Source organism: Methylophaga sp. OBS4 (genome assembly GCF_026319305.1).
Classification (GTDB): domain Bacteria; phylum Pseudomonadota; class Gammaproteobacteria; order Nitrosococcales; family Methylophagaceae; genus Methylophaga.
The window spans coordinates 26,652-48,796 of sequence record NZ_JAPDMV010000007.1 but is presented as its reverse complement, the minus strand read 5'-3'; the positions used below and the strand labels follow the sequence as shown (position 1 = coordinate 48,796).

Here is a 22,145-nt window from a genome sequence, read left to right as displayed (position 1 = left end):
GGCAAAGGCTAACAATGGAGCGAACAGGGTGAAATGCGCAAACAATTCGAAGAAATAAGTAAACAGGAGAAGAAACAACAACAAACGCACAAGCAGGAACAGCAAGGCGATCAGCAGGGAGACGGTCAGCGTGACCAAGTGATGATGAATCTGGCAGGATTCAACTTTGAACCAGTTGTAAATGATTGGAACCAAGAAGAATTTGCACACGTACTGTATCTGTTTATGGAAGACAAAATGGAGAGACAGGGATTGAAATTCGAAGATATATTTGTTCCGTCAGATTGTGTCATGACATGGATGACAGACAATGAAGGCAAACCACAAATCTGGTAAGGCCTGAATTAAATGCTTCGTGCATATTGTGATTTACCCGTTGTTATCTTGGTTAGGTCAGAAAGTTTAACTTTATCAGGTTATCTCAACCTGGTTGTGTTTCAAGAGGCCGGATTAGCAAAGCAAAAGTCATGCTATTGAGCAAGAATTTCCTAATATTAGGAAGTCCTTGATCCTTTTCACAAAAAGGAGTAATAACTTAAGTCGACCGTGTGGCTGTGATGAATTTATCGCAATGGCTAAACAATAAGGAGAGCCCATGAGAATACACGGAAAAGCCGCACTATCAGTTTTCTTATAGATCCACGGATTGCAGCTTGTTTAGATCAAACGTCTTGTCGTAATAAGCGGGCGTGAAGTCCGTTTCACTTCGATAGTCGAAATTACGTATGTTACGCACCGTGACAATATCACCCTGAATATCAGCATGAGCTAATTGAGCTACTTCCGGTAACCAATCCCGATCATTTGAAGGCTCGATGGTTGTCCACCAGCCAACCAGCAAAGCAAACAGTATTGCAAAGCCGAGCAGAGCAGGGCGTCGCCTATACCGTAATGTAATAGCGAATATCGTAGCAATCCCGGCTAGAGAGAAAGCGCCAATCAGCAGCCATCTGGCTGAAACACTGTCTACGTCCGAGTAGAAAATGGCAAAGCCAGCCCAGATGCAGATGATAACCACTGCCAGGCTAAGCAACAGGCCCTTTACTATGGCAAAGGCTTTTTGAATGAATGGGTTGGCCATATCATTTCTTCCTGAATGCAATTCCCAAATCTAATCATACTCAAGTTCTGACATTTTTGTGAGTTTATGGAAGCAGGGAAGCGCATCATGGAATCCATGCTGATCACATTCGCTTTATGATGTTCGAGTTGTTGGGATTGACCCAATATTTGACTGAAACTTTTGGTGGCTGCTGAGGGGATCTCGCCCCGACCCACACTTTGTAAGGGCGATGCTCTCCCAGTTGAGCTAAGCCCACCAAGAAAGCGAGGCATTCTACAATATCTTTTCAGAATCAGTGACTGTACTGCCAACATCAGGTAAGGGCCGCCCATAGGCACTGCGTCGATCAAATTTATCAACTCACTGGCATTCCTTGGCCCATGGAATGCTGCTGCAACGCCACCGGCCATTACGAGGGAGATTGCACGACTCAGATCATCAGAATTTCTTGATTAGCGTATTTCATTCACAATTCAAAATTTAAAATCTACTGACCATCCACCAGTGAAACTGCTCAGATTTTAAAATCTGAGCCAGTCCTGAATAACATTCGTTATTTGTCATAACGCATATTATCCGAACATTCATAGAGACTGATCCCAGAAGGAGATTTCCCGCATTTTTCCCTAAATTAAAGTTCGTATAATATATATTATGTTAAATTGAATATATAATAACAATGACTGAGAAAGATGTGTGTACTTACCCTCTCAAATTGAAGTGTCAGGTACTGGGTGTGTTAATTCAGCAAAATTAACGATGCGAGACTTTAACTACGATATGTTTCCATTCGTTTTGAGCGTTTAGTTTTACGCTTTCGAACGCAGCTAACTGCTCGGGTTGTTTATGCAGTTTCAGCATTATGTCGATACCGGTAATCAGATAATCTGCTGATGTCAGCATTAAGGTTGACAACTTATCTGAGTGATCAGCGCAGGTGTTGATGCCGATTATTGCACCCCACTTTTCATCTATCTCGAGATCCGCAGCTAACGAGTGCAGACTGCCATGCACACTTTCACTCAGTAACTGATAGGTTGTTCTGTATTCATTTAATAGTCCTGCCAGTTCTGCTTTCATGAAAACTTTGATATCGCCGCGGTCAATTTCATCTGCGCTATTGATAACCTGTCTGAGATGCGCGAGTTCAGTTTCAGTAAAGGTGGGTGATACTTGTTGTGCTTGGTAGAGTTTTTTCAGCACTTCCCTTCTTTGATCATCATTACCGACTATCATGGCTTCCAGAAGATCATCGTTGAGGTGATAAGCGACCAGGTTGAAAAGAAGCTCCAGATTACACCTGGTCATTATTTCTATCTGATGTGTCATGGCCCGTTCGGCCATAATCAGAATAGACTGGAAATTCGACAACATCCGCTGAAAATGTAGGGTCAGATAAACTTCCTTTTCATCATCTGTATGGATATGACAACGGTTAAGTATCGTTTGTGCAAGCCGATTTAATTCGATACAAACCCGATAATGACCACTTTGCTTGATTTCCATTGCAAGCTCTCCGCTACTGCAATGTTCCGATAGAAACCCGACTTGCTTGAAACTGGCATTCTCTGTCATATCCACTCCTCCATCGTTGGCCTGATAGTTATTGTTCATCTTTATCTTACTCTTTCAAACCATTGATACAAGCTGGTTGTGCACAGTTTTTAACTCTTGATAACACATCCTTGACACCTATATTTAATTATGAATAACTGGGCGTACAATAGTGAATATAACAGGAGAAATATGATGACTTGGAGAGAAGAGACAAAAGACAAAACCTATACCGATGAGGAAGTTGAAGCCAAGCTGAAAGAGCTTTTACCTCACTGGTATCTGGAAAAAGGTTGGATTCGTCGCAAGTACAAAACCAGCGGCTGGAAAAGTACGCTGATGGTGGTCAACACAGTAGGACACCTCGCTGAAGCTGGTTTCCATCACCCTGATCTTACGGTTTCCTATGCGTTTGTGATTGTGAAACTGATGAATCATGCCGCCAAAGGCATTACTGATAAAGACTTTGAATTAGCAGCTAAAATTGAAGAAGTGGTGATGTGGCAACCGGGTGCAAGTGAAGGTGCACTAACCGGAACACCGGACGATCCCAGGTTCAAATATATCAAGTACGATTAATCGGGAGGCATTACCATGAATGACGATAAATTCAATATGGACATTCGCAAGTTTCTCAAAAAAGTTGGTGTTAATGCACAACGCGAAATTGAACACGCGGTTTTGCATGCACTGGAAAATAAACAACTCAAGGGCGATGAATCGCTTGCTGTCAGTATGACGCTGGAGGTGCCGGCGCTATCTATTCATCATAAACTGGATGACTCGATCCATCTTGACTGAATATCCTCGGGAGATTTTGCCATGACTGAACATACTATGGATACGGAAACGGCAATAGACCTGCTCAATCAGATATTAGAAACCGAGCTGGCTGGCGTTGTGCGATACACGCACTATTCTTTAATGGTGTTTGGTTATGGACGTATCCCGATCGTTTCATGGATGCGCAGTCAGGCCACAGAATCCCTCCAACATGCCCAGGAAGCGGGTGAATTGATTACCCATCTCGGCTATCATCCGTCACTGGGCATTGGCTCTTTACTGGAGACGCATAAGCACGATATTGGCGATATTCTCCATGAGTCACTGGAGCATGAACTCGCGGCATTGGAAAAATATCATGCGTTACTGCGGCTCGTTGAGGGCAAAAATGTGATGATTGAAGAATATACCCGTCAGAAGATTGCTCAGGAAGAAATGCACGTCGGCGAAGTTCGGAAAATGTTAAGAAAACCAGGTGATTGATGGATATTGATGCATCGCTAAACGTCTTTGGAGAACCATTAGAATCTTGTAGCGAAGAACCGTTAACCGGTTTTTACCGTGATGGCTGTTGTAACACCAGTAATGCTGATTATGGGCAACATACCGTGTGTATCGAAGTCACTCAGGCTTTTCTGGAATATTCCCGTTTTCGTGGTAACGATCTGAGTACGCCGATTGAAGAGTTCGGTTTTCCCGGCCTGAAAGCCGGCGACCGATGGTGTCTCTGCGCGCAACGCTGGCTGGAAGCCTATGAACATGATATGGCACCCAGAGTGTTTCTGGCGGGTACCCATCAGCGTGCCACTGAGATTGTCCCTATTGAGTTACTGAAAGAATACGCAGTCGATTTGAATTAAACAGTAGCTTTCTCGGCAAAAAAATCTGCCACATCATCCAGTTGTTGCGTAATCGGCATCGGTGGCAAACTACGCATAAATACCTTGCCATAAGGTTTGGACAGAAACCTCGGATCACATAATACCAATACCCCGGAGTCCTGTTGATCACGAATCAAACGACCTATCCCCTGCTTTAACTGAATGACCGCAGCGGGAATTTGAATGGAGCGAAAGGGATTACCGCCCCGCTCCCGCAGGACATTGATACGTGCTTCCAGCACCGGATCGCCGGGAGAAGCAAACGGAATTTTATCAATCAACACGCAGGACAAGGCTTCGCCCCTGACATCTACCCCTTCCCAAAAACTGTTGGTGCCCAGCAACACCGCATTACCATGCTCGCGGAATTGATCCAGCAAATTGGATTTGGCACCACTGCCCTGCACCAGAATCGGATAGTCCGAATCCTGCAATGCATCCGCCACCTCATACATCGCTTTGTAACTGGTGAATAACAGGAAGGTACGCCCCTGACTATGTTCAATGACTGACCTGGCAACGTCGGCAATATGACTGTTATAAGCCGAGTTTGACGGTTCGACGGGAATCATCGGCATATACAATAAGCTTTGACTGGCGTAATCAAATGGACTCTGCCAGATCGCGGTTTCCGGATCATCAATACCGAGCTGCTGAATAAAGTTATTGAACTTGCCCGCCACAGTCAGCGTTGCGGAAGTGAAAATCCAGCTGCTGGGCTTGTCAGCCAGCCATTGTTGGAAATGCTGACTCACTTCATGCGGCGTGGCATGTAACACAAACCCTGATGCCCTGATATCAGCCCATAAAATCAGGTTGTCGTCGTGATTGTTAGCGGTGAATACCGTCAGACGTTCAATGAATTCCTGGCTACGCTGATAACATTGTTCCAGCCCTTTACCCCGTTGCGCCGCCTGCTCCAATGCTGCTTCCAGCGACTCAATCGCCGATATCAAATCTTGCAGTTTTTCAATAGCTGAGCTGTTATCACTGATAAACAGGTGCCAGGGAATCCGTTGCTCACGATCACCTGCAATTAATTTGAACTGATGCAAGCGTGCTTCGACTTTATCTGCCAGTGAACGGACCTCGTCCATGTCAGTTGCTTCCTGCTCCATCTCCCGGATGCTGTCACGACACAGCTCCTGAATTTGATGGCTGCTGATACGTTGTCCCAGAAACTGGCTGGCAATGGCGGGTAACTGGTGTGCTTCATCAATGATGAATGCATCTGCATCGGGCAATACCTCGCCCTGCCCTGACGCTTTTAATGCCAGATCAGACATTAACAGGTGGTGATTGATCACCACAATGTCGGCTTCCTGTGCTTTACGCCGGGCTTCCATAATAAAACAGTCACTGTATTCAGGGCACTGTTGCCCCAGGCAGTTATCAATGGTTGAGGTTACTTTGGGCCATAGAGAGGAATTTTCTTCCAGCAAATCGGTTTCACTCAGATCACCACTCTGGGTTGAGCCCATCCATTTCCGCAGTTTTTGCAAGGTGTGCTGCAAGCTGATGTTAGCAGGCTCGGTTTCGGCAAGCGCCAGACGGTGATGACAGAGATAATTGCTGCGCCCCTTGAGCAAAGCCGCTCTGAATGGCACGGACATAACCTTACGTAGTTTCGGCAAATCTTTACTAAATAGCTGATCTTGAAGGTTTTTTGTTCCTGTTGATATAAAAACTTTTTGCCCGGACAATATAGCCGGTGCCAGATATGCAAAGGTTTTCCCGGTACCTGTGCCGGCTTCGGCTATCAAAATGCTGCGATCTGCCAGCGCGGTGGCAACCTGCTCAGCCATTTCAATTTGCTGCTGCCGGGCGGTATAGCCTTCGATATGTTGCGCCAGCAGGCCATCATCGGCAAATAACAGTTGTATATCGTTTTGCATTACAGGCCCATGCGGTTATTTATACCCAATCAACTGGCGAACTTTTTGTTCAACCGTCCTGGTTATCCCATATTTCCTGCTCAAGGCCGTTTTCACGACTCCAGACACGCTGACCGATAATTTTGAACTGGGCAATTGACATCGCACCCCGTTTTTTGCGTGCACTGCCCTCTTTCTCTTTCATGGCTGCAGCAATATCTTCCTTGCTCGCTTGATAGATTTCATCGGGTTCGTAATGGTCATCAAATAAAACCAATACCACCAGATCCCAGTTCTGTTCGGGATTCAGCTGCCCGATTCGCGGGCTGGATCGTGTCGACTCGAAAATGGCCCGGCCTTTGATGATGATACGTTGATTGTCACGTTCTCCGGTACCCAAGGCATCAAAGCTACTGGCCGGATCGTCGATGAGTTTCAGTTTAAGGGCTTTTGCAGCATCAAAACGGGCGATTTCACCGGTAACCGGCAAAGTATTCCCCGTGGTCTGGCGGTACTTGGCGGCCAGTTGCCGGGTTTCGTGCATCAGTTTATCTATAGAATAGAGTTCCACGTCAGCTTTGGCAGTGTCATTTGTCATATGGGGTCATTATACATTGCAAAAAAAACGGTCTATCCACTTTAGTGGACAGACCGTCAAAAACTTTGAGGCTGTGGATCAATCCTCAATATAAAGAGACCACAGCTAACTCACTGAGTTTCCAGTTTTATTTCTTTGCATCCAGTTCTTTCTGGTAGTACTTGTGAACCAGTTTGTCCTGATTTTCCAGCAGGTAATCAATGCTGGGTTCATTGTTCATCGCTTTTTCAATTGCGCGGCGAGTCGCTTCACGATGAATGTTGAACAACGCTTCGTGATCCAGATCTTCTACTGTGGTAATGCTCGGGTTCAGCCATACTGAAACGATGATACCCAGATCATTGGCTTTTTCTTTGGGAATAGTGCCGTTACGAACCGCATCCAAAACGCCGTTGGCAATTGCGCCTTGCACGGTGCCCATCAGAATATTGGTGTAGGCTGTTTTCTTAACAGTGACTTTACTGACCATAATGGTCGCTGGGCGCACTTGCATATCAGTGTTCATTAAGGCCAGAACACGAGAGTGACCTTGAACCTGGTCTCCCATCAGATTGGCAAATGCGGTACCGACAGGACCATCCAATTCACCGATAACAACTTCAGGTTCTGCCGCTGTAAACGGAGGACCACCGGCTACCAAAGCTTCGCCTGTTCGCATGATAATTTTGTCGCTCATTAATAATTACTCCTTACTTAATTATTACCCCAAAACAATTAATTATCCTTGTCTATAGCCTATGCCGCAACCTTGAATGACTTTATCAGTCATACAAATCACGATAAGATTAGCATTTTAATAGCGAAAGATTCATGTCAGAACTTGCCACACCTTATGAGCGTATCGGCGGCGAACAAGCGGTACGCAAGCTTTGTAAGACCTTCTACCAGATCATGTGTGATACACCGCAAACACAGCTGATACGGGAACTTCACCCGGAAGACATCAGCATCAGTGAAGAGAAGCTGTATCTTTTCCTGACTGGCTGGCTTGGTGGTCCGCCTTTGTATACCGATCGTTTTGGTCATCCTCGCCTGCGAGGGCGGCATCTGCCGTTCCCGATTGGCATTGAAGAACGAGACCAATGGCTGTATTGCATGGCGCAGGCGCTTAAAACCCTGGACCTGGATCCCTTGTTTTCCGAACAATTGATGTCCTCTTTTGTGCAAACGGCAGATTTCATGCGTAATCAGGCAGAGCAGCAATCCTGATGAAGATTGGCGCGCTGATCATTGGCGACGAAATCCTCAGTGGTAAACGCAAGGATCAGCATTTTGCGCATCTGCAGTCGGTATTAGCTGAACGTGGGCTGGAACTGAGCTGGACGATTATCGTCGGTGATGATGCCCAACAGCTGGAGCGTTTCATGCGTTTTTCCATGGCTACCGATGATCTGGTATTCAGTTTCGGCGGTATCGGTGCCACACCGGATGATCGAACCCGTCAGACGGTTGCCTTGGTCAATAATGTTCCGTTGCGCCCGCATCCGGAAGCCATTAAAGAAATCGAAACCCAGTTTGGCGACAGTGCCTATCCGAACCGGATCTTAATGGGCTACCTCCCTGAGGGCAGCCGTATTATTCCCAACCCGATCAATCGGGTACCGGGTTTTAGTTTCGGTCATCATCATTTCATGCCCGGCTTCCCGGAAATGGCCTGGCCGATGCTGGAATGGGTGCTGGATAATGAATATCAGACTTTGCGGGATTTGAAACCGAAAGCAGAACGCATTATTTTTATCAGCTGGGGCCGTGAATCAGACTTGCTCGATACCATGACCGAAATCGTCGCCCGCTTTCCCAGACTGCTGTTGTCCAGCCTGCCTCATCTGGGTGATGAGCCACATATCGAACTCAGTTTACGCGGAGAAGAACAAGATGTTGAACAGGCTATGGCGATGATGATTACCGCTATTGAACGAGCCGGTTTTATCTGGTCAGATCAGGCGGGCGGTAAAAAATAATACCAAACCGGTAAGGTCGCGACACTGCACAGCGTCGTTAACGTTACCGCAGCGGCATACAAGGGACTATCCAGCTGATAGCGTTCGCATATCACAATGCCGAACACCATTGTCGGCATCGCAGCCAACAATACCGCAGCCGTTAAAACATGTTGTGGCATATCAAAAAAATAGCTGCTGAAGAAAACTACCGTCGGCGCCCACAACAAACTAATTAACACCACCGGCAACAACAACGGGATAAATCTCAAATGCAGACTGTCCCAGCGAATACTCATGCCTAACGCGATCAGCATCAAGGGCACTACCCCACCTGAAAGTACTGATAAAGTACCATGCACAATATCGGGTTGCGGCACATCAAAAACATTGAGCATGAGAGCAAAAGCCACGGCCCATAGCGGTGGCACCCGCATCAGTTCATGCAGCGGATGAACGGGCCTCTCGGTGGAACCGTAGTGATGCGCCATCAGAATACCCAAAGTCATCAGCACCGGTGTGCAGGCAAACAGATCAAACTGCAATACCACTGAATTGGTCCAACTGCCTAAAACCTGATCCAATACCGGCAAACCCAGATAAGTTACATTGGGAAAGATAGCCGCCAGCATCAGCGAACCTTTTTGCGCCTGAGTGGTGGGTAAAACTCTTAACACCAGCCACATGGCGATGGCGGCACAAGCCAAGCCTGACATTGCCACCAGAGAAATCTTCATGGAGGTGTGGTCCACCGGCGCCCGCCAAATGACATCCAGCACCATAGCTGGCAGTAAGATATAAAAAACCAGATCAGTCAATGCCCGCCGGTGTGCCAGCGCCGGAATATGCCTGGGGGCCAACTGTTGCCAGAGCGTACCGAAGGCGACCAGCAGCGCCATTTGCAACAGGACTGTGAACATGTAAGAGACCTTGAGGAGATTAAAGGCAGATCCTAGCAACCGCTTCTGAAAAGTAAAAGCATTATCATATAATCCAACCGCGATATAACCAGGGCGCTTTCAATGTGATATTAACGGATTCAGCGCCTCTTTGTATCTTGCCGCTGCGCACTAGTCTTGCCTGCATGCGGCACTGGGGGTATCGTTACCTCACTTACCAGGTGTAGTCCTAAATACCGGCTAAAACCATTGTTCCGAGGAAATTATTATGTCCCTTTCCAAACAGCTGTTAATTCTGATCAGTTTGATATTTTTGATAGTTTTTTCAGTGAGTTTTGTGCTGAGTATGGGCAATATCCGTAACTATCTGGAAGTCGAATCCGAAATACATGTGCAGGATACGGCGACTTCACTTGGGCTTTCTCTCAGTCCGCATATGGAAAATGAACAGGACCCGATCCTGCTGACCATGATGAATGCCATTTTTGATATGGGCTATTACAAGGAAATGCGTCTGGTCAACGTTGATGGCGAAGAGCTGGTCAAACTGAGCAACCCGGTGCAGATGGAAGGCGTGCCTTCGTGGCTGATTACATTAGTGCCGATGAAAACAGCCACCGCCGTGTCTGAAATCAGTTCAGGCTGGAATATTTCCGGCACATTATATGTAAGCAGTAATCCGGCGTACGGCTATCTCAAACTATATCAACAGGCCAAAGAGACCCTGCTGTTTTCGGTGATTATTTTTATTGGGGCTTTTGCCCTGTTGATGCTGGTTTTGCGTTTTACGCTGCAGCCGCTGAAAGCTATTCAGAAACAAGCTACCGAAATCTCAAAGGGTAATTTTGTCGCTATTGAACACTTGCCATGGACACGAGAAGTCAGACAAGTGGCTCAGTCCATGAACAGTATGTCGAAAAAAATCGGCGATACCATTACCCGGCTTAACAGTCGCCTGGATTCACTCAACGATAGTCTGAAACGGGATCAACTGACGCAATTATTCAATCAGGCCACCTTCGGTGTCGATGTCAAACGGGCTTTATCTGCCGGTAATAACGGTTATGTTTTTTATATCAAGTTTGATGATCTGGCTGCCATCACCAAAGACAAGGGCAACCAACTGGTCGACAGTTTATTGCGTGACTTTGCCAAAGTACTGACTCAATCCACACCTGAACACACTTTGGCTTACCGGCTCTACGGTTCTGAATTCGCCTTGCTCAGCCAACAAGCTGATGTGAGTTCAATCACAGCATTGGCCGAACAACTCAAGCACGATATCACTCAACTAGGGCAACAATATGATATCGACGACATGGTACATACCGGCATAGTTTATTTTGATCGTGCCAGCGAATTTGACCGGCTGATGCCTGCCATGGTGGAAGCCTATGAACAGGCACGCAACATCGGCCAGAATGCCTTCTTTATCAAACAGGACTCCATCAGCTCGATGACCGAGCAGGACTGGAAAGCCGCCATTATTCGCACTATTGAGGATAACTCACCTGAAATCACCTTTACCGCTGAAGCGTTCAATTACAGTGGCGATGTACCGGTGAAAGTGATGGAAGAAGCCTTTACCGTGGTGAAAGATACCGAGGGTAACAAGCTGTCCATCGGTACGTTCTTCTCGATGGCACAGGTATTTGAATTGGCCGAGTCACTGGATAAATGCATTATCAACAAAATCATCCATAAAATGGAACAGCAGCAGCAGGCCACACCGGTCACCATTAATCTGTCGATGGTGTCTGTGGCTTCCATCGAGTTCCAGAACTGGCTGAAAGCACGACTGGAACAATCCTTGATTGCCCCGGATTTGCTGGCATTTTCTGTGACAGCCTACGCAGCGGCCAAGGATATTACCGCTTTTGCCAGCTTCAGCGGCTTTGTTAAATCTTTGGGTGCGACTACCCTGCTCAAACGTTATTCATCGGACATTATCGCTATCGATATGCTCAGAGAACTGCATATCGACTACATTCGTCTGGCGCGGGATCTGACCCAGGATATTCGCGGCAATGTCAGCAAACCCGACTTTCTGGAAATTATCCAGGAGGTCTCCAGCCTGTTGGAAATCAAAGTATTGGCTGAATCCGTTAAGGCTGACGAAGACTTTGAAATCGTCAAACAAGCCGGCATATTCGGCATCAGCAGATAAGCCGAACAAGGCTCATGCTCAATTATCGTCACCTCACAATCGGTTTGCTTTCGGCTTGCCTGCTATTGTCTCTGCCCTTACTGGCGGAGTTCAATATCAGCGAACAATTGCTGGACAAGATTGAAGGTAAATACAACCGCTTTGCCCGGCAACGGGTGGAGGGCTGGCGTGATTTAGTGGTCCAAAGTCAGGATTTGTCAGAAATGGAGAAGCTCGAGGCAGTCAACCAGTTCTTCAATTCCAACGTTATGTTTATCGACGATCTCAGCTTGTGGAAGGAAAATGATTATTGGGCAACACCGCTGGAAATGCTCTCCATCGGCGCGGGTGACTGTGAGGATTATTCCATCGCCAAGTACTTCACGCTCAAGGAGTTAGGCATAGATGAAAACAAACTGCGCCTCACCTATGTTAAAGCGGTCGAAATTAATCAGGCGCACATGGTGTTGACCTATTTTGAGAACAAACGTGCGGTACCACTGGTACTGGACAATTTGATTACCGACATCAAACCGGCCAGCAAGCGTAATGATCTGGTGCCGGTTTACAGCTTTAACGGTACCGGTTTGTGGCTGGCTAAATCCCGTGGTGAAGGTCAACGCGTCGGGGATGCATCCAGGCTATCCTTGTGGAGCAATCTGACCAGGCGTATGCAAATGGAGGCCGTGGACTAGCTTCAGTTCAGTACACCGTGAGCGTTTAATGGTATTTGCCAGTAATGCAACTCGCTGCCGGCGAAATCCAGCTTCAGTTGCACAAGTACTTCTTCAGCCAGTGCCTGTTCCATCTCCAGCCAGAACACGATCTGCTTGCGACGTCCGCTAACCTGCTCCGCAATCGTCAGGGCATGATGCCCCCCATGTCCGAAAGCCGTATGCGAGGTAAAACCTTCTATTTGCGGATGCACCAACAGCCAGTCCGTCAGGCTTTGTTCCAACACAGGGGTTACGATCAGAGTCAGAAGTATTTTCATTTCATAGCCTCACTGCATTTTTACTACGCCAAAGCGCCTGAATAAAAGCGGCAGCAATACCAGCGTCAGCAGAGTGGCACTGACGAGGCCGCCGATCACAACAATGGCGAGTGGTCGCTGAATTTCGGAACCGGGCCCGCTGGCAAACAGCAGGGGCACCAAGCCGAACGCGGCTATGGTCGCTGTCATCAAGACCGGGCGCAAACGTCTCAACGCGCCCTCTCTGACGGCATCGCCGACTTTCATGCCCCTGGCCAGCAAATCATTGAAGTAAGTCACCATGACCACGCCGTTGAGTACGGCAATGCCCAGAAGCGCGATAAAGCCAACCGAGGCGGGTACGGACATGTATTCCCCAGTCACCCACAGGGCCGCGATGCCGCCGACCATCGCAAACGGCACATTGCTCATTACCAACGTTGCCTGCCGCAGTGAATGGAAGGTCGAAAACAACAGCAGGAAAATCAGTACCAGTGCGACCGGAATGACGATCATCAGGCGCTTGGCGGCGCGTTGCTGGTTCTCGAACTGGCCACCCCATGACAGGCTGTAACCGACCGGCAATTCAATCGTCTCATTGACCAGTCGCTGGGCCTCCTCAACAAAACTGACCAGGTCGCGGTTGCTGACATTCGCCACGACTACGGCCATGCGTTGGCCTTGTTCACGCTTGGTTGCAACCGGGCCTTCCACCCGTTTAAGACTGGCAATATCGGAAACCGCGATGCGGCGGTTCTCACTCACCACAAGGCGACTGCCGGCGAAGGCAGCCGCCGAGCGTCGCATGGCTTGCTCGCCTTTTATCACCAGTGGATAGCGCCTTGCGGACTGGTATACGGTGCCGACTTGCCGGCCTTCAATAAGCAGGCGAAGTTGCGGCAACACTTCTTCGACCGTCAGCCCGAGCCGGCCGATAGCAAGCTCGTCAATTTCGAGCTGGTAATACTGGGCGCCCTCTGTCTGTGTGGTGATGACATCATCCGCGCCATCGATAGTGGAAACGAGGCCCACGATGCGGTTGGCCAGTTCACTGAGTTGATGACCATCTTCGCCGAATACCTTGATGGCGAGGTCGCCACGCACACCGGTCAGCATTTCGGACACCCGCATTTCAATCGGCTGGGTGAAACCATAGATCAACCCGGGGAAACCGTCGAGAACCTCACGGATCCGCTGCTTCAATACTTCCTTGTCGGCACTTTGCCACTGCTCACGTGGCTTGAGAACAAGAAAGGTATCGGTTTCATTGAGCCCCATCGGATCCAGGCCCAGTTCGTCGGCCCCGGTGCGGGCGACAATGCCGGTAATGTCGGGCACACGTTCCAGTAAAGCCTGCTGCACGCGCCGGTCGATATCGACGGACTGTTCCAGTGAAATGGAAGGGAGTTTTTCCAGTTGCACGATCAAGTCACCCTCATCCATCGTCGGCATGAAGGTTTTGCCGACCTGGGTATAGAGAACGCCGGCGGCAATCAGCAACGCAACCGCGATGCCGATAATCCAGGCCCCATGGGACAATGACCAGTCCAGAACCGGTTCGTACAGTCGCTTGAGCATCCTCGGCAGCCAGGGCTCTTCATGCGACACCCGGGTCAACAGGAACGAGGCCAGCACCGGGATCACGGTAAGCGAAAGCAGCAGGGACCCAGCCAGCGCGAACACAATGGTGAGGGCGACCGGAATGAACAGCTTGCCTTCCAGTCCCTGCAGGGTCAACAGTGGCAGGAACACGATGATAATGATGACAATGCCCGATGTGACAGGCACGGCAACATCCTTGACGGCACGGTAAATCAGATGCAGCCTCGGCAACACGGCCGCTCGTTTTTTGTCTGTAAGTTGCGAAACTACATTTTCCACTACCACGACTGCGGCATCGACCAGCATGCCGATGGCAATGGTCAGGCCGCCCAGACTCATCAGGTTGGCGGACAGGTTAAACTGACGCATCAGGATGAAAGTCACCATTGCCGCCAGCGGTAGCACCAGTGCCACGGTGATGGCTGCGCGCAGATTACCCAGGAACAGCAGCAACAACAGCAAGACTAGCACCACCGCTTCCATCAGCGCCTTGGTAACGGTATGAATCGCATCGGAAACCAGTTCACCGCGGTTGTAGAACACGTCAATGGTAACGTCCTCCGGCAGCGATGGCTTGAGCTTATCCAGTCTTGCCTCGATACCCTGGATGACCTGTTTCGCATTGGCGCCGCGCAGGCCCAGCACCAGCCCCTGTACTGCTTCACCCCGGCCATCCTTGCTGACGGCACCGTAACGGGTCAACGCACCGATGCGGATATTGGCGACCTGAGGCAGCAATACCTGCTCGGCATAATCGGATTTGACCACGATCCGGTTCAGATCCTCGATCTGCTGTATGCTACCCTGCGCACGAACCAACAGCACTTCCTCGCCTTCACTGATGCGACCGGAGCCGTCGTTACGGTTGTTGTCGGCAACCGCAGCCTCAATATCCGCAAGTGAGATATTCATCGCCGCCATGCGCTGCAGATTCGGCACCACCTCGAAGGTTTTGACCCTACCGCCCAGCGAGTTGACGTCGGCCACGCCTGGTACACTGCGCAGAGCCGGCCTGATCACCCAGTCCAGCAATTCCCGCCGCTCCGTCAGCGACATGCGTTCACTGTTGACGGTAAACATGAACATCTCGCCCAGCGGTGTGGTCATCGGCGCCAACCCGCCCTCGAGCCCCTCTGGCAGCACATCACGGATAGCACCCAGGCGCTCGGCAACCTGCTGGCGCGCCCAGTAAATATCAGTGCCTTCCTCGAAATCGACAGTGATATCGGTCAGGCCATACTTGACGATGGAACGCAGCATGCGCTGCTTCGGTATGCCCAGCATTTCTACCTCGACCAGCGCGGTAATGCGGGTTTCCACCTCTTCCGGGGTCATGCCAGATGCCTTGAGAATGATCTTAACCTGGGTAGTCGACACATCGGGAAAGGCGTCAATAGGTGTCAGATTGAATGCCCTCCAGCCGAGGCCGGCCAGCGCGAACACAGCCAGCAGCATCAACAATCGCTGGCTGAGGGAGAAGCGAATCAGGGCGTCCAGAATCATGTAATCAATTCCCTTCCTGATCCATCCAGGCCGCTTTCAGCGCGGCGGTGCCGCTGATAACTATCCGGCTGTCCTGCGCCATCTCGGCCTTGATAATCAGGGTTTCTTCCTGTTCGCTGGCCACTTCCACCGGCAGCAACGTAACCTCACCATTGCGGATCAGGAATACCGACGGGGTGTCCTGGTAACGAAACAGGGCATTTCTGGGCACGATGTACAGCGAGACCTGTTCATTCATGACGAAGCATACCTGGGTGAATTCGCCCGGTGTCAGCATGTCGGTATTTTCGCTGACGACCGCCCGCACCAGCACGCCTTGATCCACCTCGTGTACCTGCCTGCCTATTGTCGTCACAGTAGCGGTAATATTGCGTTCACAGGTGAGCACCTGGTCATTTTTTTCGGTCTGTCTGGCAATGGCCAGCGGCACATGGATCTCTAGCCACAGTATGGATAAGTCCGCCAGTTGGTACAGCGGATCGGCGGCGCTGACACGTTGACCGGCAAAGGCCTGCTGCTGCATCACCACCCCCGTTGACGGTGCATGGATATTGAGTGTGCTGTCGAGCAGGCGGCCACTGGCCAGCTTGTTCACATCTTCATCGGACATACCGGACAGGTGCAGGGTCTTGGCATAGCTGTCGACATTAGTCTGTTGCTGCTGGTAGCGGGTTTTCGACTGCAGGTAACGGCGTTCGGCGATGATGCCTTCCTCATACAACTGCTTGTCCCGCTGCATATCTTCCCGGAGTTGCCGCAGCAGGCTATAGGCTTGCAAATAATCGCTTTGCAGCATCAGTAGTTGCGGGCTGTTCAGGGTTGCCAGCAATTGTCCCTGTTCGACCACATCACCCTCAGCGACCAGCATGTTGACGATGATGCCTTCCTGCGGCGCATGCACGACATGCAGCGAGGTGTTGGGGACGGCAACCTTGGCCGGGTAATGATCGCTAAGGGACTGGGACGCAGACTTGGGCACGGCCAGTTCTATGCCGAGGTTGCGTATTTCGGCGTCGCTAAGTGAAAAAGCCCCGGCCAGTGGCGAGAGCAGGTACAGTCCAACAACTACTAGATAACGCACCACGGTATTCTCCATGAGTTGGCTCAGCATTTTTTTAGTATGTAAAAACGCCACATTGACATAAACGGTATGAAATCGAGCCGTGCTGTTATCTCGAAACCGGCCAGTTTCATTTCGGACTCGATGACAGTTCGTGGAATCACGAATCGGTTTTGGTAAGGGCGCTTGTCTCGCTTCCGTTCCAGCCGTTTGCGTTTCCATGACCTGATATTACCGTCTACCCATAGGGACACAATGACCGTGTCGCGGGCCACGCGATGAAACTCACGCAGGATATGCATGCGATCGTCATGGTCGCCGATGTGGTGCAGCAACCGTATACAGAACACGGTGTCGACAAAACCATCCTCCACTGGCAGAGAAAATGCCGAGGCCTGGAATGTACTCACCCTATCAACCAGTTCAGCCGGTCGGTATTGCAGCCCGGTATTGATCATCTCTTGGCTGTAATCGCAGGCATGGATTTCGCGATCAGGGCGCTCGGCCAGCATCGACCAGAACCGGCCGGTGCCACAAGGCAGATCCAGCACCGAATGGGGATTGCCGGCAAGGTGCAATGCCTTGCGGGCAAGATGCTGCTCCCGCTTGTTCGACAGCCGTCGCCAGAAGCTATTTTCATGTTTGACGAAATAGGACAAGGCGTGAACCTGGTCGTACTTGCTCGAAAACTCGAGTTCCTTGTTTTGTTGCAGTGATTTCATGGCTGACCTTCAGCATTTAAGTCAGCCTGATTGTGGCGAAGTTAAATTAAGTCAAGCTTAACACCCTGCTGTTACCTTGATCGGACAGGTAGCCCGACAGCTCCGCTAGAACTCGTATTCGGCCAGGAACCGCAAGGTCGCCCCCGGCGTCTTGCTGTCCAGTCCGAGCAATACGCCGGTTTCCCAGTGCAGTTTTTTACCGGCAGTAAAACGCACATCACCCATTACCACCGGGCCCAGTGCGCGGGTATTCTGGCCCGCATACAATTCGAGTGCCGGTTCAAACTGTGGCGAAAGACGATAACGTGTCTGTAATCCCAGGGCCGTTTCGATCTCGTCTTTAATCTCATCCCCCCATTCATATTTGAGCCATAAATTAGCTGTGCCGACCCAGCGCCCCCATTCTTTCTCCATCAATAACGCCGTTGCCAGTTCCCATTCATTCTCTTTATGCGCTTTCTCCAGTTCAGTCAGCAGGCCCCAGTCGATGGCATATTCACCCTGCTCTGTGAGCTGCCATTTCGCTTCAATTTCATAAGCACTCAAACGAAAGGTGTCCCCCTGCTCTTCAGCGATCAGATACCCCTCAACGAACAGCCGATCTGACAGCGATTTACCCAAACCCAGACGTTGTTTATGATCGCCATCGGCACCGACCATTCGCCACTCGATTTCTCTTTCCAGCGGTTGTACATATGGATGATAAATCTTGTCTATAGCCGAACCATCCGCTTGCAATGCGCTACTGACAACAATAAAACAAACCGTAAAAACAAATTTGAATCTATATACCCAAGTCACCATGACTCAATTGCTCCTGCGGTGGCGATAAAAACTGATGGCGGAGAGCAACAATAACAGGCCGATGCTACTAAAATAGACCACCACCTGAACCGGTGCCGGTGTTGCTTCGTAACCAATCAACGCATAAAGTAATTGGCCGGCTGCCGAGTGTTCACTGATCCAGCCTGAGCTGTCCCAGGCCGGTGCGGTGACAGTAATAAAATCAGCCTGGATCAGAAACTCAACCGCCTGAGACATCATGCTGCCCGCGACCAGCAGCAGAATGAAATAACCCAACCAGAGGCCATAGCGTGGGTGCATATTCACCAGCAGATAATAAAAAAACACCCCGACACTCACGCCAATACCCGCACCTACCGCCCCGCCAAGTAATACTGGCTGTAATAGCTCGGGCATGCCTATGAAACCGCTGATATAGAGAATGATTTCTGAGCCTTCACGGGCAATAGCAATAATAACTGCCACTATTATGGAAATCAGTGTGATTCGATGCCAGCGCGGATTTTGCGGATGCAGTACGGCGACCACAAACAGCAGTAACGATAAATAGATAAGCGTATGCAGGCAGGCATTGACGACTTCCTGCCCTACCCCTTCCAGCGCCGCTGAGATCTGGCTGATGGTGGAGGCGTAGACAAAACCGCCGACAATGCCCATCAGCATCGCAAACAATACCCACCAGAGGTTACGTTCCAGCAATTGACTTAAAGCCAGAAACACACTGATAATCAAGGACGCTTCCAGTACTTCTCGCAAAATGATAATGACAGCATTTAATAACATGTTTACTCCACAATCACTTTGCCTTGAGCCGTCTTGGGAAAAAATTCACCAAAAAACGGATACGTGCCGGGAGATAAGGGGCCAATAAAAATCACTGCCTGACTGTGGCCGGCGATCACTTTTTCACGGTTAAGCTCATAACTTTCGAATTCCTCTGCGGTGGGATCCAGATTTTTAACCAGCAATTTGACTTTGGTACCAGCCGGAATCCAGATTTCATCGGGAAAGAAAAGGTGATCACGTATTTCGATTTCTATCACTGGCGGGGCTGCCCACAGAACTGTCGGTAATATCATCCAGAGCATAAATATACTTAATCTAGTCATCAAACCTTGATCTCAGACGGAAAATAAACGGTTACTTTTAAACCATGTTCGAAGCGGGATTGCCCCAGTTCGATTTGGCCCTGATGCAAATCCACAATATGTTTGACGATAGTGAGGCCGAGACCACAACCGATGACACCGCTGAAATGCTGATCACCATGCAGCCTATAGAAACGCTCAAACACACGTTGATGTTGTTGTGCAGGGATACCGGGTCCGGAATCTTCCACACTCAGCAGGCAACCTGCCGGTTTGGTTTTAACCGCTACGCAGATTTGCCCGCCCGCGGGTGTATATTTATTAGCATTAGTTAACAGGTTGTGCAGCAATGTTTCCAGCGCGAAAGCATTAGCATTGATAACGGTATGTTCACCTTCCAATTCAATGGTTTGCTGCTTGCGCTCAAAGTTATCAAAATCACGGGCGATAAGGTTTTGCGCCAACGAGTACAAATCAACGGCTTCAAATTTGACTGCAGCCTGATCCGGTGAAGTACGGTATAAAGCCAGAATCTGTTCAATCAGATGCCCCATTCTTTCAACACCTTCTCTGAGCAAGTTCAGATCTTCATCCTGATTACCCAGGCGGGTACGCAAATTATGCAAATGCACTTTCAGCACACTGATGGGGGTGCGCAGTTCATGCGCCGCATCGGCAGAAAACCGCTGTTCCCGCTCAAAGGCTTCATCAAGGCGCAATAACAACGCATTGGTATTATGGACGACGGTAGTCAGTTCTTTGGGAATGCGTTTCAGTTCAATCGGACTCAAATCATCGGCACGCTTGCGTCGAATCTGCTCAGCAAAATCACGCAATGGCTTCAAGCCAATACCGACGGCTATCCATATAATTAAAGCTGAGACAGGAATTGCCATCACAATGGGCAGTAAGGATTCCAATACAACTTCTTCAGCGAGCGTATAGCGAACATCGATCCTTTCAGCCACTACAATCCAACGGTTCAGATATTGATCACGGTATACAAAATTACGCCAGCGATAGCTGGCATGGTTAATATCGTGAAATCCCTGTTCTAGCTCCCCGGTAATCTGTTCCGGTGCGTTTCTCGATCGGGTCAGTAACTGTCTGCCGCCACTGCCCCAAATTTGAAAATATGTATAAGGCGTCTGTTGTTCTGCGATACGGTGCTGTTCGACTTGTTCTGAGTTGGCCGAAGCTATCAGTCTGGCGGTGCTTTCCAGGCGTGAATCAAATAGCTGCTGCGCCTTTTCCATACTGGACTGGTAGCCATGTAACAGCGACACAAAGTTAACCAGTGTGATCGTGGCCAGCAAGGCCAGTAACAGATAAAGACGTATTGATTTCATTAAGGTTTAATTGTGTAGCCTACACCACGCACTGTTTTGATAAATTGATCCGGTAACTTCTTGCGCAGATGATGAATATGGACCTCAATCGCATTGCTGGCAATCTCATCGCCCCAACTGTAAAGTTTGTTTTCCAGGCTGTCGCGAGTTTGCACACGGCCGACATTTTCCATCAGCATTTTCAGCAGCATATATTCCCGTCTCGACAGTTCAATTTCTTTTCCTGCCACCGTCACCTGTTGGGCTTTGGTGTCAATGGTTACCTCACCGACTGTCAGGCCTGCATGTTTGAGGCTGCTGAGACGGCGCTCAAATACCCTTAATCTGGCCAGTAATTCATCAATTTCAAAAGGTTTGGCAAGATAATCATCAGCGCCGGCATCAAGCCCACCGACCTTGTCTTCAAGCGTAGCCCGTGCTGTCAGAATTAAAATCGGCAGTTCGGCACTTTGCTGACGGATTTTTTTCAGCACTTCGTTTCCATCCATATCCGGTAACCCCAGATCCAGCACGACAATATCAGGCTCTGATATGGCGATGCTGTTTAGTCCCTGTTGTCCCTGACTGAGGTGGTTGACGGTAAAACCCTCATGACCGAGTGATGTTTTCAAGCCTTGAGCCAGCGATGGATCGTCCTCAATGAGTAATACTTGCATGACTTTGACTCTTCAATTGGTAGCGGACTTTATCCAAAGCGGCATTTATCTCCTGATGACGGCCTTTATCTGCCAGCGGCCGTTCGGGTCTTGCCGGGGCCTGCTGTGCTTTCAGTAAATATTTCTCAGCTTGCTCGTATTTTCTTTGCTCGGCAAGAAATTCACCATAAAAATAGTTACTGTCAATGCCATTTGGATTGATTAATAACGCTTTTTTAAGTAGAGCCTCTGCTTTGCCATCATTGCCAAAACCGAGTGGCCATCCAGGCACTTTGAAATACAAAGTGCCCAGGCTGGTGTAGGCAGATCCGGCCAAAGCCTTATCATTTATTTTCAACGCCTGCTCCAGATCAGCCCGGGCTGCTTTGGCCAATGATAAGGCTCCCAGCCCCCCTTTGGCTCCGGCATAACTCGATTGGATAATACCGCGCCATATCAATGTTTCTGCGCTGCCCGGATTCGATGCTACTGCCTGATTGGCCTGTTCAATCAGGTCTTCAAAGGATTTGTTCTGATCTTCGCCTTTCATTGTGTAATTAATTTGTGCCCAACGTTTTTGCAGCTGAGACACATCCTGTTGTACATCGGCCAGTGACAAGGCTGATAAAGTCAGCATCACAAAGGCGGTCAAATATAAAGATAGTTTCATG

At 49.3% G+C, this 22,145-nt stretch carries 25 protein-coding genes; 9 read left to right on the top strand and 16 right to left on the bottom strand.

The window, feature by feature from the left end; all coding sequences use genetic code 11:
- Positions 1–33: 33 nt before the first annotated feature.
- Positions 34–336 carry a hypothetical protein gene (locus tag OMP95_RS03300; RefSeq protein ID WP_266325915.1) on the top strand — a complete coding sequence of 101 codons (303 nt, stop codon included), beginning with the start codon at positions 34–36 and terminating at the stop codon, positions 334–336.
- 295 nt (positions 337–631) lie between these two features.
- Here OMP95_RS03300 and OMP95_RS03295 read toward each other — a convergent pair whose 3' ends face one another.
- Positions 632–1,081 (bottom strand): hypothetical protein, encoded by a 450-nt coding sequence (locus OMP95_RS03295; RefSeq protein WP_266325913.1) that lies wholly within the window; start codon positions 1,079–1,081, stop codon positions 632–634.
- A 735-nt stretch (positions 1,082–1,816) separates the two neighbouring features.
- Positions 1,817–2,638 carry a DUF5677 domain-containing protein gene (locus OMP95_RS03290; RefSeq protein WP_266325911.1) on the bottom strand — a complete coding sequence of 274 codons (822 nt, stop codon included), beginning with the start codon at positions 2,636–2,638 and terminating at the stop codon, positions 1,817–1,819.
- Between the two features lie 174 nt (positions 2,639–2,812).
- Here OMP95_RS03290 and OMP95_RS03285 point away from each other — a divergent pair, with 174 nt between their 5' ends.
- Genes OMP95_RS03285 through OMP95_RS03270 form a run of 4 tightly spaced genes read left to right on the top strand, consistent with a single transcriptional unit; the run spans position 2,813 to position 4,260 of the window.
- Positions 2,813–3,196 carry a 4a-hydroxytetrahydrobiopterin dehydratase gene (locus OMP95_RS03285; RefSeq protein WP_266325976.1) on the top strand — a complete coding sequence of 128 codons (384 nt, stop codon included), beginning with the start codon at positions 2,813–2,815 and terminating at the stop codon, positions 3,194–3,196.
- A gap of 15 nt (positions 3,197–3,211) precedes the next feature.
- Positions 3,212–3,418 (top strand): DUF6494 family protein, encoded by a 207-nt coding sequence (locus tag OMP95_RS03280; RefSeq protein WP_266325909.1) that lies wholly within the window; start codon positions 3,212–3,214, stop codon positions 3,416–3,418.
- 21 nt (positions 3,419–3,439) lie between these two features.
- Positions 3,440–3,883: a ferritin-like domain-containing protein gene (locus tag OMP95_RS03275; protein ID WP_266325907.1), complete on the top strand. Its 444-nt coding sequence runs from the start codon at positions 3,440–3,442 to the stop codon at positions 3,881–3,883.
- A gap of 5 nt (positions 3,884–3,888) precedes the next feature.
- Positions 3,889–4,260 carry a DUF2237 family protein gene (locus tag OMP95_RS03270; RefSeq protein WP_416234630.1) on the top strand — a complete coding sequence of 124 codons (372 nt, stop codon included), beginning with the start codon at positions 3,889–3,891 and terminating at the stop codon, positions 4,258–4,260.
- Here the strand turns inward: OMP95_RS03270 and OMP95_RS03265 are convergent.
- From OMP95_RS03265 to fae, 3 genes are all read right to left on the bottom strand, one after another.
- The gene (locus tag OMP95_RS03265; RefSeq protein ID WP_266325903.1) at positions 4,257–6,176 is read right to left on the bottom strand and encodes an ATP-dependent DNA helicase; all 1,920 of its coding nucleotides are present in this window, start codon (positions 6,174–6,176) and stop codon (positions 4,257–4,259) included. The two genes, OMP95_RS03270 and OMP95_RS03265, sit on opposite strands and share 4 nt — an antisense overlap.
- Positions 6,177–6,225: 49 nt before the next feature.
- The gene (locus tag OMP95_RS03260; protein ID WP_266325901.1) at positions 6,226–6,753 is read right to left on the bottom strand and encodes a hypothetical protein; all 528 of its coding nucleotides are present in this window, start codon (positions 6,751–6,753) and stop codon (positions 6,226–6,228) included.
- Positions 6,754–6,880: 127 nt separating this feature from the next.
- A complete protein-coding gene (fae, locus tag OMP95_RS03255; protein ID WP_266325899.1) occupies positions 6,881–7,429 on the bottom strand; it encodes a formaldehyde-activating enzyme in 549 nt (182 codons plus the stop codon).
- A 134-nt stretch (positions 7,430–7,563) separates the two neighbouring features.
- Here fae and OMP95_RS03250 point away from each other — a divergent pair, with 134 nt between their 5' ends.
- Together OMP95_RS03250 and OMP95_RS03245 are read left to right on the top strand one after the other, a co-directional pair.
- Positions 7,564–7,962, top strand: coding sequence for a group II truncated hemoglobin (locus OMP95_RS03250; protein ID WP_266325897.1), 399 nt, complete (start codon positions 7,564–7,566; stop codon positions 7,960–7,962).
- Positions 7,962–8,714, top strand: a complete 753-nt coding sequence (locus tag OMP95_RS03245) for a competence/damage-inducible protein A (protein ID WP_266325895.1) — start codon at positions 7,962–7,964, stop codon at positions 8,712–8,714. The genes OMP95_RS03250 and OMP95_RS03245 overlap by 1 nt, the downstream gene beginning before the upstream one ends.
- Here OMP95_RS03245 and OMP95_RS03240 read toward each other — a convergent pair.
- Positions 8,693–9,613 (bottom strand): AEC family transporter, encoded by a 921-nt coding sequence (locus tag OMP95_RS03240; RefSeq protein ID WP_266325893.1) that lies wholly within the window; start codon positions 9,611–9,613, stop codon positions 8,693–8,695. The two genes, OMP95_RS03245 and OMP95_RS03240, sit on opposite strands and share 22 nt — an antisense overlap.
- A gap of 247 nt (positions 9,614–9,860) precedes the next feature.
- On the opposite strand from OMP95_RS03240, the gene OMP95_RS03235 reads away from it, so the two are divergent.
- A complete protein-coding gene (locus OMP95_RS03235) occupies positions 9,861–11,759 on the top strand; it encodes a LapD/MoxY N-terminal periplasmic domain-containing protein (protein WP_266325891.1) in 1,899 nt (632 codons plus the stop codon).
- A gap of 14 nt (positions 11,760–11,773) precedes the next feature.
- Positions 11,774–12,433, top strand: a complete 660-nt coding sequence (locus tag OMP95_RS03230) for a transglutaminase-like cysteine peptidase (RefSeq protein ID WP_266325889.1) — start codon at positions 11,774–11,776, stop codon at positions 12,431–12,433.
- 2 nt (positions 12,434–12,435) lie between these two features.
- On the opposite strand, the gene OMP95_RS03225 is transcribed toward OMP95_RS03230, so the two are convergent.
- From OMP95_RS03225 to OMP95_RS03180, 10 genes are all read right to left on the bottom strand, one after another.
- The gene (locus OMP95_RS03225) at positions 12,436–12,732 is read right to left on the bottom strand and encodes a DUF3240 family protein (protein ID WP_266325887.1); all 297 of its coding nucleotides are present in this window, start codon (positions 12,730–12,732) and stop codon (positions 12,436–12,438) included.
- Positions 12,733–12,741: 9 nt separating this feature from the next.
- Positions 12,742–15,813, bottom strand: a complete 3,072-nt coding sequence (locus tag OMP95_RS03220) for an efflux RND transporter permease subunit (protein WP_416234629.1) — start codon at positions 15,811–15,813, stop codon at positions 12,742–12,744.
- Between the two features lie 7 nt (positions 15,814–15,820).
- Positions 15,821–16,900, bottom strand: coding sequence for an efflux RND transporter periplasmic adaptor subunit (locus OMP95_RS03215; protein ID WP_266325884.1), 1,080 nt, complete (start codon positions 16,898–16,900; stop codon positions 15,821–15,823).
- A gap of 20 nt (positions 16,901–16,920) precedes the next feature.
- Positions 16,921–17,598, bottom strand: coding sequence for a class I SAM-dependent methyltransferase (locus tag OMP95_RS03210; protein WP_266325882.1), 678 nt, complete (start codon positions 17,596–17,598; stop codon positions 16,921–16,923).
- A gap of 105 nt (positions 17,599–17,703) precedes the next feature.
- Positions 17,704–18,402 (bottom strand): hypothetical protein, encoded by a 699-nt coding sequence (locus OMP95_RS03205; RefSeq protein ID WP_266325880.1) that lies wholly within the window; start codon positions 18,400–18,402, stop codon positions 17,704–17,706.
- A 3-nt stretch (positions 18,403–18,405) separates the two neighbouring features.
- Positions 18,406–19,185, bottom strand: a complete 780-nt coding sequence (locus OMP95_RS03200) for an FTR1 family protein (RefSeq protein ID WP_266325878.1) — start codon at positions 19,183–19,185, stop codon at positions 18,406–18,408.
- Positions 19,186–19,187: 2 nt separating this feature from the next.
- Positions 19,188–19,511, bottom strand: coding sequence for a cupredoxin domain-containing protein (locus OMP95_RS03195; protein WP_266325876.1), 324 nt, complete (start codon positions 19,509–19,511; stop codon positions 19,188–19,190).
- Entirely contained in the window at positions 19,511–20,839 is a 1,329-nt protein-coding gene (locus tag OMP95_RS03190; RefSeq protein ID WP_266325874.1) for a sensor histidine kinase, read from the bottom strand. The genes OMP95_RS03195 and OMP95_RS03190 overlap by 1 nt, the downstream gene beginning before the upstream one ends.
- Positions 20,839–21,495, bottom strand: a complete 657-nt coding sequence (locus OMP95_RS03185; RefSeq protein WP_266325872.1) for a response regulator transcription factor — start codon at positions 21,493–21,495, stop codon at positions 20,839–20,841. Before OMP95_RS03185 ends, OMP95_RS03190 begins: the two co-directional genes overlap by 1 nt.
- A complete protein-coding gene (locus OMP95_RS03180; protein WP_266325870.1) occupies positions 21,476–22,144 on the bottom strand; it encodes a tetratricopeptide repeat protein in 669 nt (222 codons plus the stop codon). The genes OMP95_RS03185 and OMP95_RS03180 overlap by 20 nt, the downstream gene beginning before the upstream one ends.
- Position 22,145 lies beyond the last annotated feature (1 nt).